Consider the following 15,352-nt stretch of genomic DNA (forward strand, 5'->3'; position numbering starts at 1 on the left):
GCGATGCCCAACCCCTACGACATCAACCCGCGCAGCCCGTCGTTGCGGCGACTCATCGTCATCGGCGCGATCTTCACCGTGCTCGCCGTGATCGCCTCGATCCTGATGATCCAGAAATCGCAGGGCAAATTCGACGAGTTCGTCCGGGTCACCGCCGCGCTGACCGACGTCGGCGACGGTCTGCCAATCCGCTCCGACGTCAAATACCTCGGCGTGCTGGTCGGTTCGGTCGGCGCCGTGCAGACCTCCGAGGACGGCCAGAACACCGTCGTCGACCTCGATCTGACACCCGGCTACGCGGCGGGCATCCCGGCCGCGGTGACCGCCCGGGTGGTGCCGTCCAACGTGTTCGCGGTGTCCTCGGTGCAGCTGGTTCCGCCCGAGGATCTGACCGGCCCGAAGTTGCAGCCCGGCTCGGTCATCCCCGAGGACGACTCACTGCCCACCCAGGTGTTCCAGACCGCGCTTTCGAATATGCGCGCCCTGATGAAGTCGATGGCGCACCGGCCCGCCGAGGACGCCGTCGGGCCGCTGACCGCGATCGGCCGGGCCACCAGCGGCCGACGGGTGAAGGTGCAGACCGCCGGCCGCGAGCTCGACGACATCGCCAAGCAGCTGGGCGCCGAGATCGGCGACGGCGACGACGCCTCGGCGCTGGCGCGGCTGTCGCTGGCCGCCGAAGGGCTGCAGGAGGCGTCCCCGGAACTATTCGACTCGCTCAAGCTCGCGGTCGCCCCGATGCGCACCTTCACCGAGAAACGCCTGGCGCTCGACAACTTCCTGTCCACCGGGCTGGGCACCACCGGGCTGGCCGCCGAGGCGATGGACAACCAGACCGATCGGCTGATCGGCATCACCACCCAGCTCACCCCGGTGATCGGCGTGCTCGCCGATCAGCACGACCAGTTCAAGCCGATCTTCACCCGGCTGCAGCGCACCGCGAACCTCTTCGACACCCAGGTGTGGGACCACAACCGGCAGGTCATCAAGCTGTTCGCCATCGTGTCGTTCACGCCGACCCGGTACTACATCCGCGGCGACTGCCCGCGCTACGGCGAGTTGCTCGGCCCGAGCTGCTACACCGCGCCGGACACCCCGCGGGCCCCGTACCTGCAGTCCGCGCTGGAATCAATGGGCATCACGCTGCCGGAGCGGGTCACCGAGAATCGGGACAACTTCGCGCCGCCGCGCGACTCGGTCCGCGGCGCCGGCCAGCCGCCGGCCTACCTTCCCCCGGAACAGGATCCGGCCAACCAGCCGCAGCACGTGCCCGGCGGAGCGCCCGGCCCGGCGCCGGACGCGGCCCCGGCCGAAGCCCCCGCCGAGCAGCCGGCGCCCGGGTCGACCACCGTCGCCCCCGCGAGCTTCGGCGGCAACGTCGGAGTGGTCGGCAGCGAGCAGGAGCGCATCCAGCTGCGGCAGATCCTCGGCGCGCCGCCGAGCACCGCCGATCAGGTGCTGCTCGCGCCGCTGGCCCGGGACACCGTGGTCACCGTCCAACAGGTGCGGGAGGGCTAGCGATGAGACAGCACCGCAACGCCCTCATCGGGCTGGCCCTGTTCACCATTTCCGCGATCGTGCTGAGTTCGATGGTCTACGTGACCCTTTCGCGCGGCGTGGCCGGCTCCACCCACACCTTCCGCGCGGTGTTCTCCGACGCCTCCGGGCTGAAGCCCTCCGACGACGTCCGAGTCGCCGGCGTGCGGGTGGGCCGGGTGGAGAAGGTCGATCTGGTCGACGTCGAGGTGAACGGCCGCAAGCAGGCCGCCGCCCGGGTCACCTTCGCGATCCAGAGCGGGCAGCAACTCTTCGACAACACCATCGCCTCGGTGACCTACCAGAACATCATCGGGCAGCGGTATCTCGGACTGGCCACCGAGCGCACCCCCGACCGTCATCCGTTGGCGCCGGACTCCGAGATCCCCATCGAGCGGACCGTCGACTCGTTCGACATCGCCTACCTGCTCAACGGCTTCGAGCCGCTGTTCACCCTGCTCGACCCCGGCAAAGTCGACAATATGACCGAGGGTGTCGTCCAAGCGCTGCAAGGGGATTCGACCTCGGTGCTGGAGCTCATCACCTCCACCTCCACGCTGGCCCAGTCGCTGGCCGGACCCGACGAGGTGCTGGGCCGGGTGCTGGACAGTCTGCGGCTGGTGGTGGACAACCTCGCCGACCACGAGAGCGGTCTGCGCGGAACCCTGTCGAACGCCTCCTCGATCGTCCGCCAGTTGGAGAGCCGCCACGACCAACTGCTGGCCTCGGTCGGGTCGATCAACTCCGCCGTCGGGCAGTTGTCCCGGATCTCGGAGAACGTCACCCCCGACCTGCTGGAGATGATCCAGCGCCAACCGGGTTGGGCCGCGCACGTCGCCGGGCCGGGCCGGGAGCGGATGGCCTACGCGCTGTACAACGTGCCCGCCGTGATGAAGGGCATCGCGCGGGTCACCCAGTCCGGCGAGTACATCAACGCCTACGTCTGCGATCTGAACTCGACGATCTTCGACTGGCTGGGCCGCTACATTCCGGCGGTCGTCGCCGGGGCCACCGACGGCCACAACATCAAGCATTCCGCGAAGTGCAGGTCGTGAGGCGATGACGGAGACGGTGACCGGAACCGCCCGGGACCAGCGGCGAAAGCCGTTGGAGGAATACAACATGACCGTGATGGGCATCATCGCGTCCGCGGTGATCATCGTGGTGGTGGCCGGCATCCTGCTGCTCGGCCAGCTGCCCATCGGAAAGACCCAGCTGCACGCCCACTTCGCTCAGGCCGCGCAGCTACGGGTCGGCGATCAGGTCAGCATCGCCGGCGTCGAGGTCGGCGAGGTGAAATCGCTGAAGCTGGCCGGCGACCACGTCGACGTCGGCTTCACCGTGCGCGACGGCGTCCGGATCGGCGAACACGCCACCGCTGAGATCAAACTCACCACCATCCTCGGCTCGCGCTACATCGCGCTGACCCCGGTCGGCGAGGGGCTGCCCCCCGGCAATCTGATCCCGATCGAGAACACCATCGTCCCCTACGACCTGCAGAACACCCTGGCCGACGCCACCACCACCTTCGAGACCCTCGACGCCGACCGCATCGTGGAGTCCACCCGGGTGCTCACCGAATCGCTGCAAGGGGTGCCCGCCGAACTGCCGCAGGCGCTGACGAACATCAAATCGCTGGCCGACGTGGTGGCCTCCCGGCGCGACCAGATGGGCCAGCTGCTGCGCAGCACCGATAGCGTGACCGCCCTGCTGCGCGAACAGAAATCCAACCTCGGCGTGCTGGTTCTGCAGGGCCGCAGCCTGTTCGGCGACCTGGCGAACCGTCGGGCCGCGCTGAACAATCTGTTCGCCTCGATCACCGTGCTGGTGGCCCGCACCGAGGAGATCGTCCGCGACGAGCCGGCCATCACCTCGCTGGTCGACGCCCTGCACGAGCTCACCGACATCGCCGCCCGCAATGACGCCACCCTGCGGGACCTGCTGCAGACCGCGCCCATCACGGTGCGAAACGTGGCCAACATCGCCGGGTCGGGCAACCAGATCTCGCTGTTCCTGCCGGCCGGCATCGGGATCGACTCGTGGATGTGCGCGCTGAGCGTCCGCGCCGTCCAGTTCAACCTGACGCAGTACTTCGAGGACTGCGAATGATGAGCAGCCCCATGACCTCACGCACCCGCAGTCTCATCGCGCTGGGCGCGCTGGCGCTGGTCGCCGCCCTGGTGGTGGCCGCCATCGTGCTGCTGCCCAAGCTCACCGCCAAGCAGATGCGGATCACCGCGAACTTCGCCGACGCCGTCGGCCTCTACGTCGGCAACCAGGTCGCGGTGCTGGGCATGACCATCGGCAAGGTCGAAAGTGTCACGCCCCGAGGCGAATACGTCGAGGTGGTGATGGCCATCGACCCGGGCGTCGACATCCCGGTGGGCGCGCAGGCGGTCACTGTGTCCACCTCCATCCTCACCGACCGGCACGTCGAACTCACCCCGGCCTACACCGGCGGGGAGAAGCTCGCCGACGGCGCGGTCATCGAGCTGAAGAACACCCGCACCCCGGTGGAGTTCGAGCGAACCCTGGCCATGGTCGACAAGCTGGGCCGCGCGATGAATGGCGACGGCGACGGTGGCGGCCCGCTGGCCGACCTGATCACGATCGGCGCGGACATCGGCGGCAACGGAGAGCAGATCAAGGACAGCCTCGGCCGGCTCTCCGAGGCGCTGCGGCTGTCCGACGACAAGGGCGCTCAGACCCACGATCAACTGACCGGGATCATCGACAACCTGGCCGTGCTGGTCGACGCGGCCGCCCAGAACGACAGCCAGATCAGGGAATTCGGGAGCTCGCTGCGACAGGTCAGCGACACCATCGCCGCCCAGGACCTGGGATCCGGGACCACCGGAGCGAAGATCAACGAGATCCTCCAGAAGGCCTCCAGCCTGCTGGAGAAGAACAAGGACAAGATCACCAGCGCCGCGAAGACCGGGCGGGATCTGACCAACACGATCGTCGACCTGCGCCGCGATGTCGCCGAAATGCTGGACGTGGCGCCGCTCGCGCTGGACAACGTCTACAACGCGATCGACTACCAGGCGGGCGCCGTTCGATTCCACATTCTGGTGGACAAGCTGCTGTTCAACGGGCAGTTCACCAAGGAGGTGTGCAACCTGATGTCACTGAAGCAGCTGGGCTGCGCGACCGGAACCCTGCGCGACTACGGCCCCGACTTCGGCCTCAACACCATGTTCGAATTCCTGGCGGGAGCGGCGAATTGAAGCGTTCCCGGAACATTCTCACCGCGGGGGCGGCGCTGGCCGCCATCGTCGTGATCACGCTGTCCGGCTGCTCCAGCGGCCCGGGCCTGGACCGGCTGCCGCTACCGGCGCCCGGATCTGTCGGCGAAACCTATGAGCTGACCGCGGAATTCACCAATGTGCTGAACCTTCCGGCGCTGGCCAAGGTCCGGTTCAACGGCGCCGACGTCGGCCAGGTGCGCAGCATCGAAGCGGTGGACTCGATCGCCGAGGTGCGCCTGGGCATCGCCTCCAACGTGCGGCTGCCGGTCGGCACCACCGCCGAACTGCGCTCGGCCACCCCGCTCGGCGATGTGTTCGTCGCGCTGCACCCGCCCGCCGAACCCAGCGACGGCTGGATTCCGGAGGGCGCCGTGCTGGGCGTCGAGGCCACCTCGGCCGCGGCCACCGTCGAGGATCTGATGGCCTCGGCCGCGCTGCTGATCAACGGCGGCGCGGTCCGGCAGGTGGTGAACTCCATCAACGGCGCCGGTGAGCTGGTCGGCGGCCGCGGCTCGAACGTCCGGCAATTGCTGGACAGCTCCACCGATCTGATCGGCCGGCTCAGCGCGCGCCAGCAACAACTGAACGAAACCCTCGACGCCACCGCGCGATTGGCCGACACCCTGCACGATCAGGAGGCGATCCTCAACGACGTGCTGGTGTCCACCTCGCCGGCCACCGGTGTGATCGCCGAAAACACCGGCGACATCATGGATCTGGTCACCCAGGTCAGCCGCAGCACCGATCAGCTGAACCGGTTCCCGTCGCTGCAGGGCACAGACAGCCGCAGCGTCATCATCGATCTGAACAATTTGGCGGCGTCGTTCAACGACATCGCGCTGGACCCCAGCGTCGGCCTGGCCGGGCTTAACCGGCTGATCCCGCTGCTGCTGAAGGCGACCGCCGGAACCGCGATCTCGACCGACGGCGACGTCACCCGAATCGCGCTGGGTTCGCTGCCGGATATGAACTACCCGGGCGATTTCGGTATGCACGGACCGGACGGCACCGATTGGCACAATATGGTCGGCGGTGTCCGCTACGAGTGGAATGTGCTGCTGTCCCGGCTCTACGGCGCGCATCGGCCGGGCCCATGACACACGCCATTCTGAGGATTCTGGATCGGATCACCGGCGCGGTGATCGGCGGCGGGCGCACCGTGGCCCGGCGCAAGAACCTGGTGTCCGGCATCGGGCTCACCGTGCTGCTGGTGGTCTCCGGCGGGTACGTGCTGATCGACTCGCTACGCATCAACCCGCTGCGCTCCACCATGACGGTGTACGTCGAGCTGGCCCAGTCCGGTGGTCTGCTGCCCAACCAGGACGTCACCTACCGCGGTGTCCCGGTGGGCCGGGTCTCCGGCGTCGAACTCGCCGGGGACCGGGTCACCGCCGTCGCGGCCATCGACACCCGCGCGCAGATCCCGCTGAACTCACGCGTCCGGGTGTCCGGGCTATCCCCAGCCGGCGAGCAGTTCCTGGACTTCCGGCCCACCACCGCCGACGGCCCGTACCTGAGCGACAACGCGGTGATCGGCCAGGGCCAGACCAGCATCCCGGTGTCGCTGTCGCAGCTGCTGGACAACGGCCACGGAATGATGGCCCAGCTCAAGCCGGAGAAGCTGGAGGTGATCAGCACCGAGCTGCGGGTCAGCCGCTACGGCCCGGAGAAGCTGTCCCAGATCATCGACGGTTCGTCGTTCCTGATCTCGACGCTGCACGAGGTGCTGCCGCAGACCGTCAGCGTGATGAAGCAGAGCCCGATCGTGCTGGCCACCCTCAGCGACAAAACCCCCGGCCTGCGCCAGACGGGCGCCAATCTGGGCGGCATCCTCGACGGGGTGAACCGGATGGACGGCGGCTACCGCCGGCTGCTCGACACCGGCCCGGGCACGCTGGAACAGGTCGACGCCCTGATCAACGACAACTCCGAGACCATGGTGGCGTTGCTGGGCAACCTCACCACCGTCGCTGAGCTGACCTACCTGCGGGTGCCGGCGCTGCAGGCGCTGTTCCCGGACCAGTCGGTGCGCGGTTCGGTGCTCGACGCGTTGTCCAGCGCCTTCCACGACCAGGGCGTGTGGGCGATCGGCAATATCTGGCCGCGCTACGCCTGCGACTACAACCTGCCGCAGAGCGCGCCGTCGGCGGCCGACCACGGTGAGCCGTACAAGTACACCTACTGCGCCAACGACGACCCGGCGGTGCTGGTGCGCGGCGCCCGCAACGCGCCGCGGCCGCCCGGCGACGACACCGCCGGCCCGCCGGCGGGTTACGACCCGCTGGAACAGACGAAACCGTCGCCGCAGCTACCGCTGTCCATCCCGCTGCCCTACGGCGGGCCCGCGCTGCCGGCCGCGCCGCCCCCGCCCTGATCGGAGACACCGTGAACCCGTTCCGTCTGCTGTCCCGCGGCGCCGCCGGATGCGCGGCCGTCACCGTCGCGCTCGGCCTGCTGACCGCCGCGCCCGCGCACGCCGCCGCCGACTGGTGTGTGGACCGCACCGGCGCCTGGGACCCGGGGACCGAAACCTGCTCGATCCAGGTGCAGTCCGAGCGCAAGGCCACCATGAACATCACCGTCCGCGCGCCGGCCGGGATGGTCGACGACGCGGCCACCGGCGCCCCGATCCGGCGCTACCTGATCGACTTCATCGACCGCTGGCGCAAGACCGGCGCCGTCGACGTCCGCAGCTCCAACCTCAGCGTGGACTTCGAGTATTTCAAGGGCCCCGCCGCGCTGCAGTCGGTGGTGTTCCGGGAGAACCGCTGGTCGCACGGCGTCTTCGAGGACAACGGCTACCGCAGCTTCACCTTCGACGGCTCCCGGATGGTGAAACTGTCGGATCTGACCGACGGGGATCCGCGGGCGGTGCTGCCGCCACTGGTGCGGCCGTACCTGATCCCGGCGCTGGACGCCGCCCAGCCGCCGCACCCGGCCGGCAGCTACCCGTTCACCACCGAGCAGTTCGAGCCCCGCACCGACGGTTTCATCGGCTTCTCCGGCAACTACGACACCTTCGCGATCAGCCCGGACGCGCTGATCCTCTACATGCCGGGCCGGCCGCTGGCGTCGCAGAATCCGGTGCCGGGCGGCGAGTTCGTCTGGTCGATGGACGGCGGGGCTGTGATCGTGCACACGCCGCTGTCGGCGCTGGGCTTCGCGCTGCGGGTCTGAGCTGGCCCGACCTGGGCCGGAAACCGGGGATAGTTGCGGTGCGCAACGCCGCGGTCGGGTCTAATGGACCCATGCAATTCATGTCGCCCACCGACTCCATGTTCTTCATCGCCGAGTCGCGGGAACACCCCATGCACGTCGGTGGTCTGCAGCTGTTCGAGCCGCCGGAGGGGTCCGGTCCGGACTTCCTGAGGAACGTGCACGAGCAGATCCAGCAACACGACACCTTCGCCGAGACGTTCCGCAAACATCCGGCCACCCTGCTGGGCGGGATTGTCGATATGAGCTGGACCGTCGACGACGACGTCGACATGGAGTACCACCTGCGCCGCTCGGCATTGCCCAGCCCGGGGCGGGTGCGCGACTTGCTGGAGCTGACCGGCCGGCTGCACGGCAGTCTGCTGGATCGGCACCGCCCGCTGTGGGAGGCGCATCTCATCGAGGGGCTGGCCGACGGCCGGGTCGCGGTCTACACCAAGATCCACCACGGTCTGCTCGACGGCATCTCGGCGAGCAAGACCATGCAGCGGGCGCTGACCACCGACCCCGAGGACCTGAACGTCCGCGCCCCCTGGGACATCTTCCCGCGCCGGCGCAAGCCCGCTCCGGAAAGCGGCGGCCGCTCGCTGCTCGGGATGGCCTCCGGCGCGGTCGGGTTCGCCGGCGACGCGGTGGGCACCGCGCTCGGGTTCGCGCCGTCGTCACTCAAGATCGCCCGGGCGGCGCTGCTGGACAACCAGCTGACGCTGCCGTTCACCGCGCCCAAGACCATGTTCAACGTCAAGATCGGCGGCGCCCGCCGGTTCGCCGCGCAGTCCTGGGCGTTCGAGCGGATCCGCGCCGTCAAGGCCGCCGCCGGGGTCACCGTCAACGACGTGGTGCTGGCCATGTGCGCGGGCGCGCTGCGCGCCTACCTGCTGGAGCAGAACGCGCTGCCGGACTCCCCGCTGATCGCGATGGTCCCGATCAGCCTGCGCGATCCGAACGCCGAGGCTGGTGGCAACCAGGTGGGCGCCATCCTGTGCGACCTGGGCACCCATCTGTCCGACCCGGTCGCGCGGCTGCAGGTCATCCACGGCTCCATGCGGGACAGCAAATCGGTTTTCGAGGGGCTGCCCAAGCTGGAGACGCTGGCCCTGTCGGCCGTCAACGTCGCCGCGGTCGGCCTCGGCGCGGTGCCCGGTTTCGTCTCGACCGCGCCGCCGCCGTTCAACCTGGTCATCTCGAATGTGCCGGGCCCGCGCGAGCAGATGTACTGGGGCGGGGCCAAGCTGGTCGGCAGCTACCCGGTGTCCATCGTGACCGATAACCTGGCGCTGAACATCACCCTGGCGAACAACGCCGGGAACCTGGAGTTCGGCCTGATCGGCTGCCGGCGCAGTATCCCGCACCTGCAGCGGCTGCTCACCCACCTCGAGGACGCGCTGGCCGACCTGGAGAAGGCGGTCGAGCAGTAGCCACCCCGAAACGACGACGGCGGCGGCCCCGGGAGGGGACCGCCGCCGTCGTCGTTGTCGGGTCGGCTGCTACGGGCAGGTGACCTTCAGGTCGAACTGCTTGCTCACCATCTGAGTCGGGTTGGCCACGTCGACACCGGTGGCGGTGCCGGTGACCTCGTAGGTCTGGCCGTCCTTGGTGGCGGCGGCCTCGCCGCCGGTGTTGGCGGGGCCGACGGCCAGCGAGACGCCGTCGATATTGCCCAGGCCCACCGAGGTGACGGTGGAGGCGTCCTCGGCCAGCACCACGGCGACGGCGCTGGAGCCCTCGCCGACGGCGATGTTCATATTGCCGCCGGCGACGGTGCAGACCGCGGTGCCGGACAGCTCATGGTCCTTGTCGTCGATGCTCAGTTTGGCGTGCCCGGGCTCCGGGTTGCCCTTCACCGCGTCGGTCGCGTCCGTGACGGCGTCCTTGGCCTTCGAGGTCGCCGAGGTCACTTCCTCGGAGGCGGACTTGTCGCTGGAACAGCCGGTCAGACCGGCGGCCACAATGGCCATACCGCCGATCGTGAGCGCCAATGCTCGTTTCACCACAGCTCTCCTTACTGTCGTGGTCCGCCCGCGCGGGCGGTCCTCGCTGCGATTATCGTCGCGCGTCAACCCCTGCGGAAGAGCTCGGCAATCACAGCCGGATTACTTCGGGCAGGTGACGTCGATCTCGAAGGTGGTGTCGACAGGCTGGTTGGCGTCGCCGGAGGTGCCCAGGCCGGTGCCCTTGATGGTGTAGCGGCGGTCCTGGTGGGTGACCTCGGGTCCGGTCGCCGACACCGCGTCGATGAACACCAGCGCCCGATCGCTGGAGCCGACCTCGCCGATGTGCACCGAGCGGACCGTCGGCTCCTCCTCCTCGGTCACCTTGACCACCGTCTTCTCGGCGGCGTCGATGGTGATGGTGGTCAGGCCGTCGTCGGTGCTGCAGCTGACCGAGGACACCGGGCCCAGATCGGTGTCGCCGAGTTTCAGCGCGTCGGTCTCCGAGGCGCCACCTCCGGAGCAACCCGCCACCAGCATCGTTCCCGTCGCGCAAACCGTGAGCAGAAGCTTGTTCATGGGCACGAGTATGCCCGGCCGACTTCGCGGCGGGCCCGCGGGTTTGATCCAATAGCGCCCGTGGGCGATTTCTTCACGGTGACCGATCGGATGGCCGACGGCGCCGGGCGCACCGGGACCATCCACACCCCGCACGGCGACATCGACACCCCGGCATTCGTGCCCGTCGGCACCAAGGCGACGGTCAAGGCGGTGCTGCCGGAGACCATGGCCGACCTCGGCGCGCAGGCCGTGCTGGCCAACGCCTACCACCTGTACCTGCAGCCCGGGCCGGACATCGTCGACGAGGCCGGCGGGCTGGGCGCGTTCATGAACTGGCCCGGGCCCACGTTCACCGACAGCGGCGGATTCCAGGTGCTCTCGCTGGGCAGCGGGTTCCGCAAGGTGCTCGCGATGGACACCGAACGGCACCGCGCCGACGACATCGTCGCCCCCGGCAAGGACCGGCTGGCGCGCGTCGACGACGACGGCGTCACCTTCACCTCGCATCTGGACGGCTCGACGCACCGGTTCACCCCCGAGGTGTCGATGGGCATCCAGCACCGGCTCGGCGCGGACATCATCTTCGCCTTCGACGAGCTGACCACCCTGGTGAACACCCGCGAGTACCAGCAGCGTTCGGTCCAGCGCACCCACGAGTGGGCGATCCGCTGCCTCGTCGAGCACCGACGGCTCACCGCGGCCGCCCCGGACCGGCCCGCGCAGGCGCTGTTCGGAGTGGTCCAGGGCGCCCAGTACGAGGACCTGCGCCGGGCGGCGACCCGCGGCCTGGTCGGCATCGGGAACGAGGCCGGGCCCGCGCAGGGGTGCGAGTTCGACGGCTACGGGATCGGCGGCGCGCTGGAGAAACAGAACCTGGCCACCATCATCGGCTGGGTGGTCGACGAGCTGCCCGAGGACAAACCGCGGCACCTGCTCGGCATCAGCGAACCCGACGACCTGTTCGCGGCCGTCGCCGCCGGCGCAGACACCTTCGACTGTGTGTCCCCGTCCCGGGTGGCCCGCAATGCCGCCATCTACTCGGCCGACGGCCGGTACAACATCACCGGCGCGCGCTACCGGCGCGACTTCACGCCGCTGGACCCCGAGTGCGACTGCCACACCTGCGCGCATTACACCCGCGCCTACATTCACCATCTGTTCAAGGCCAAGGAGATCCTGTCGGCCACCCTGTGCACCATCCACAACGAACGGTTCATCGTTCGGCTGGTGGACCGCATCCGGACTTCGATCGGCGCCGGTGACTTTGCGGAGCTGCGCGAGGAAACCCTCGGCCGCTACTACAGCAAATCGTCCTGACCAGCGGAGCTCCGTCGCGCAGGCAGAATGGGCAGATGACGACAGCCCAGGAGTCAAAGGTCGATTCCCCGCAGCAATTGCTGATCAAGATGCTCGACCCGGCCACCCGGGCCGACCCGTATCCGGTCTACGCGGAGATCGCGGAGCTGACCCCGGTGCGGCTGCCGGCCGCCAATCTGGCGGTGTTCTCCTCCTACGCCGACTGCGACCAGATACTGCGCCACCCCGACTCGTCGAATGACCGGCTGACCTCCACCGCCGCGCAGCGCGAGATCGCCGCCGGCGCGGTGGCCCGTCCGTTCGGCGCGCCCGGATTCCTGTTCCTCGACCCGCCGGACCACACCCGGCTGCGCAAACTCGCCCAGCAGGCGTTCTCGCCGCGGGTGGTCAAGGCGCTGGAGCCGGAGATCGTCGCGCTGATCGACGGGCTGCTGACCCAGCTGGAACCCGGCGTCGAGTTCGACGTCATCGCCGATCTGGCCTACCCGCTGCCGGTCGCGGTGATCTGCCGGCTGCTCGGCGTGCCGATGTCCGACGAGCCGCAGTTCAGCCGCGCGTCGGCGCTGCTGGCCCAGGGCCTGGACCCGTTCGTCGCCGTCACCGGGGAACTGCCCGCCGACATGGACGAGCGGCTGGAGGCTGGCATGTGGCTGCGGACCTACCTGCGCGACCTCGTCGAAACGAGGCGCGCGCAGCCGCAGTCCGACCTGATCTCCGAGCTGATCGCCGCCGAGGAGGACGGCGACCAGCTGTCCGCCGAGGAGATCGTCGCGACCTGCAATCTGCTGCTCATCGCGGGGCATGAGACGACGGTGAACCTGATCGCCAATGCGGTGCTGGCCATGCTGCGCGAGCTGCGGCACTGGCGGGCGCTGAGCGCCGACCCGGCGCGCGCCGCGGCCATCGTGGAGGAGACGCTGCGCTTCGACCCGCCGGTCCAGCTGACCTCGCGGATCGCGGGAGCGGATATGACCATCGGATCGGTCACCGTGCCCAAGGGCGACACCATGATGCTCATGCTGGCCGCCGCGCAGCGCGACCCGAGCTTCTACGACCGCCCGGACGAGTTCGACCCGGACCGCTCACCGAACCGCCACCTGGCCTTCGGGCTCGGTCCGCACTTCTGTCTCGGCGCGCCGCTGGCCCGGTTGGAGGCCTGCCTGGCGCTCTCGGCGCTGGCCGCCAAGTTCCCGGACGCGCGGCCGACCGGCGAGCCGTTCTACAAACCGAACGTCACGCTGCGCGGGCTGGCCAGTTTGCCGGTTATCGGCTGAGCGTTAGAGCGGGTTGAGGATTCGCTGCAGGAACTGCCGGGTCCGGTCCTGGGCGGGGTCGCCGATCACCTGCTCCGGCGGACCCTGCTCCAGAATGATCCCGCCGTCGGTGAACAGCACCTGATCCGACACCCCGCGGGCGAACTGGATCTCGTGGGTGACCACCAGCAGGGTCCAACCCTCGGTGGCCAGATCCTTGATCACCGAGAGCACCTCGCCGACGAGTTCGGGGTCCAGCGCCGAGGTCGGCTCGTCGAACAACACCACTTTGGGCGCCAGCGCCAACGCCCGCGCGATTCCGACGCGCTGCTGCTGACCGCCGGACAACTGGTACGGGTAGGCGTCGCTCTTGTTCGCCAGACCGACCTGGTCCAGCAACGCCAGCGCCTCCGAGCGGACCTGCTCGGCCGGGCGCTTCTGCACCACGAGCGGGCCCTCCGTCACGTTCTGCAGCACCGTCTTGTGCGGAAACAGGTTGTGCGACTGGAACACGAACCCGCTTTGGGCCCGGTAGCGCCGCAGCTCGGCCTTGCCCGGGTTCGCCGAGAAGTCGACCTCCTCGTCGCCGACCCGGATCACCCCGGAGTCCGGCACGTCGAGTGCGTTGAGGGTGCGCAGCAGGGTCGTCTTGCCCGAACCCGACGGGCCGATGATGGCCGTCGCGCTGCCGCGGGGCACGGTGAACGAGACACCCTTGAGCACCTCGTTGTCCCCGAACGATTTTCGGATCTCCCGGGCGTCCACCCGGATTTCTTTCTCGCTCATCGCGATATGTGCCTTTCCAGACGCTCTTCGACGCGGTTCTGGCCGAACGACAGCACCAGGCAGATCACCCAGTAGTACACCGCCGCGGTGCCGTACAACGCGAAGAACTCGAACGTGGGCGCCGCGGCGATCTGCGCGGTGCGCAGGTCACCAGGATCGTCGAGGCCAGTGAGGTGTCCTTCACCAGCGAGATCAACGTGTTCGACAGCGGCGGCACCGCCACCCGGGCGGACTGCGGCAATACGATCCGGCGCAACGTCGTCGGGTAGTTCATCCCGATCGTCTCGGCCGCCTCCCACTGCCCCTTCGGGATGGACTGGATCGCGCCGCGAATGATTTCGGCCGCGTAGCCGCCAACATTGAGGCTGAACGCGATGATCGCCGCCGGGAACGGGTCGATGCGCACCCCGAGTTCGGGCAGCGCGTAGAACACGATGAACAGCTGCACCAGCAGCGGCGTGCCGCGGATGATCGAGATGTAGAGCCGGGCCAGGTTGCTCAGCACCCGGCTCGGCGACAATCGGGCCAGCGCCACCAGCAGCGCCAGCGCCAACCCGATGACGAAGCTGATCACGGTCAGCGGGATCGTCTTGGTGACCGCGGCCTTGGCCAGCGGGACCAAGTTGTCGCCGATCAGCTTCCACGTCGAGCGCGGCTCGGCCTTCCCCGGCTCGGTGGCCCCGGTGGCGTCGGCGCGCAGATAGCGCTGCGAGATGGTGGTCAACGTGCCGTCGTCGCGCAATTCCTCGAGCGCCCGGTTCAACTCCGGCAGCAGGCCGCTGTCCTTGCGGGCGGCGAAACCCTGCTCGCTCTTCTGCCCGGTGGTCCCGGCGATCCGGACCGAGGTGTCCCCGGTCTCGGCGAGGTAGGCGTACACCGCGATGCTGTCGTTGATCACCAGGTCGACGCGGCCCTGGTTGAGCAGCTTGATGGCCTGAGTGAAGCCTTCCACCACCTCGACCTTGGCGCCGTTGTCGCGGGCGATCTGGCCCCAGTTGCTGGTGGCGTTCTCCCCGGCGGTCCTGCCGCGGATGTCGTCGAGGGAGGTGATGCTGTCGTCGTCGGCGCGGGTGACGATCACCCCTTCGCCCACCGAGTAGGGCTCGGACAGGTCGTAGCGGGCCTTGCGCTCGTCGGTGATGGTCACCTCGTTGGCCACCACGTCGAACCGGTCGGCCTCCAGCGCCGCGAAGATGGAATCCCACGGGGTCTCGACGAACTCTACCGGCACCCCGAGGCGTTCGCCGACCGCCCGGGCCACGTCCACGTCATAGCCGGCCAGCTCGCCGGTCGCCGGATCGTGGAAGGTGAACGGCGCGTAGACGCCCTCGGTCCCCACCCGCAGCACACCAGCGGAGGCGATGGGGTCGTCACCGCCGGCTTGTTTCGCGCCGCAGCCTGCCAGCACCAGCGCGCAAGCGGCCAGCAGCGCCAGGATTATTCGTTTTGGGCCCACCGCGCGGACGGTAACAAGCCCTTCGCGGCAGTGGAAGGATTCGGC

At 68.9% G+C, this 15,352-nt stretch carries 13 protein-coding genes and 1 pseudogene; 10 read left to right on the forward strand and 4 right to left on the reverse strand.

Annotated elements, in window-relative coordinates; all coding sequences use genetic code 11:
• Positions 1-3: 3 nt before the first annotated feature.
• The 8 genes from L2Z93_RS00920 (at position 4) to L2Z93_RS00955 (ending at position 9,421) form a co-directional block, all read left to right on the forward strand.
• The gene (locus tag L2Z93_RS00920) at positions 4-1,518 is read left to right on the forward strand and encodes an MCE family protein (protein ID WP_090587047.1); all 1,515 of its coding nucleotides are present in this window, start codon (positions 4-6) and stop codon (positions 1,516-1,518) included.
• Positions 1,519-1,520: 2 nt separating this feature from the next.
• A complete protein-coding gene (locus L2Z93_RS00925) occupies positions 1,521-2,591 on the forward strand; it encodes an MlaD family protein (protein ID WP_090587045.1) in 1,071 nt (356 codons plus the stop codon).
• A gap of 4 nt (positions 2,592-2,595) precedes the next feature.
• Complete coding sequence (locus L2Z93_RS00930) at positions 2,596-3,645, forward strand: MCE family protein (RefSeq protein ID WP_090587042.1); 1,050 nt, start codon at positions 2,596-2,598, stop codon at positions 3,643-3,645.
• A gap of 11 nt (positions 3,646-3,656) precedes the next feature.
• On the forward strand, positions 3,657-4,766 hold the full coding sequence (locus L2Z93_RS00935; RefSeq protein WP_090587039.1) for an MCE family protein: 1,110 nt from the start codon (positions 3,657-3,659) through the stop codon (positions 4,764-4,766).
• On the forward strand, positions 4,763-5,884 hold the full coding sequence (locus L2Z93_RS00940; RefSeq protein ID WP_234786040.1) for an MlaD family protein: 1,122 nt from the start codon (positions 4,763-4,765) through the stop codon (positions 5,882-5,884). The genes L2Z93_RS00935 and L2Z93_RS00940 overlap by 4 nt, the downstream gene beginning before the upstream one ends.
• Before the next feature lie 17 nt (positions 5,885-5,901).
• Positions 5,902-7,161 (forward strand): MlaD family protein, encoded by a 1,260-nt coding sequence (locus L2Z93_RS00945; protein WP_370745914.1) that lies wholly within the window; start codon positions 5,902-5,904, stop codon positions 7,159-7,161.
• An 11-nt stretch (positions 7,162-7,172) separates the two neighbouring features.
• Positions 7,173-7,964: a hypothetical protein gene (locus L2Z93_RS00950; protein WP_090587033.1), complete on the forward strand. Its 792-nt coding sequence runs from the start codon at positions 7,173-7,175 to the stop codon at positions 7,962-7,964.
• Between the two features lie 71 nt (positions 7,965-8,035).
• Positions 8,036-9,421 (forward strand): WS/DGAT/MGAT family O-acyltransferase, encoded by a 1,386-nt coding sequence (locus L2Z93_RS00955; protein WP_090587030.1) that lies wholly within the window; start codon positions 8,036-8,038, stop codon positions 9,419-9,421.
• Positions 9,422-9,490: 69 nt separating this feature from the next.
• Here the strand turns inward: L2Z93_RS00955 and L2Z93_RS00960 are convergent, their stop codons facing one another.
• Together L2Z93_RS00960 and L2Z93_RS00965 are read right to left on the reverse strand one after the other, a co-directional pair.
• A complete protein-coding gene (locus L2Z93_RS00960) occupies positions 9,491-9,994 on the reverse strand; it encodes a lipoprotein LpqH (protein WP_090587304.1) in 504 nt (167 codons plus the stop codon).
• Positions 9,995-10,096: 102 nt separating this feature from the next.
• Positions 10,097-10,513: a lipoprotein LpqH gene (locus tag L2Z93_RS00965; RefSeq protein ID WP_090587027.1), complete on the reverse strand. Its 417-nt coding sequence runs from the start codon at positions 10,511-10,513 to the stop codon at positions 10,097-10,099.
• Between the two features lie 90 nt (positions 10,514-10,603).
• Here L2Z93_RS00965 and tgt point away from each other — a divergent pair, with 90 nt between their 5' ends.
• Both tgt and L2Z93_RS00975 read left to right on the forward strand, forming a co-directional pair.
• A complete protein-coding gene (gene tgt / locus L2Z93_RS00970; RefSeq protein ID WP_090587302.1) occupies positions 10,604-11,812 on the forward strand; it encodes a tRNA guanosine(34) transglycosylase Tgt in 1,209 nt (402 codons plus the stop codon).
• Between the two features lie 35 nt (positions 11,813-11,847).
• A complete protein-coding gene (locus tag L2Z93_RS00975; protein ID WP_090587025.1) occupies positions 11,848-13,086 on the forward strand; it encodes a cytochrome P450 in 1,239 nt (412 codons plus the stop codon).
• A 3-nt stretch (positions 13,087-13,089) separates the two neighbouring features.
• Here the strand turns inward: L2Z93_RS00975 and L2Z93_RS00980 are convergent, their stop codons facing one another.
• Both L2Z93_RS00980 and L2Z93_RS00985 read right to left on the reverse strand, forming a co-directional pair.
• Complete coding sequence (locus L2Z93_RS00980) at positions 13,090-13,851, reverse strand: amino acid ABC transporter ATP-binding protein (protein WP_090587022.1); 762 nt, start codon at positions 13,849-13,851, stop codon at positions 13,090-13,092.
• Positions 13,848-15,307: pseudogene (locus L2Z93_RS00985) on the reverse strand (ABC transporter permease subunit). Before L2Z93_RS00985 ends, L2Z93_RS00980 begins: the two are co-directional and overlap by 4 nt.
• Positions 15,308-15,352 lie beyond the last annotated feature (45 nt).

Origin of the sequence: Mycolicibacterium brumae (assembly GCF_025215495.1) — a bacterium.
GTDB lineage: Bacteria > Actinomycetota > Actinomycetes > Mycobacteriales > Mycobacteriaceae > Mycobacterium > Mycobacterium brumae.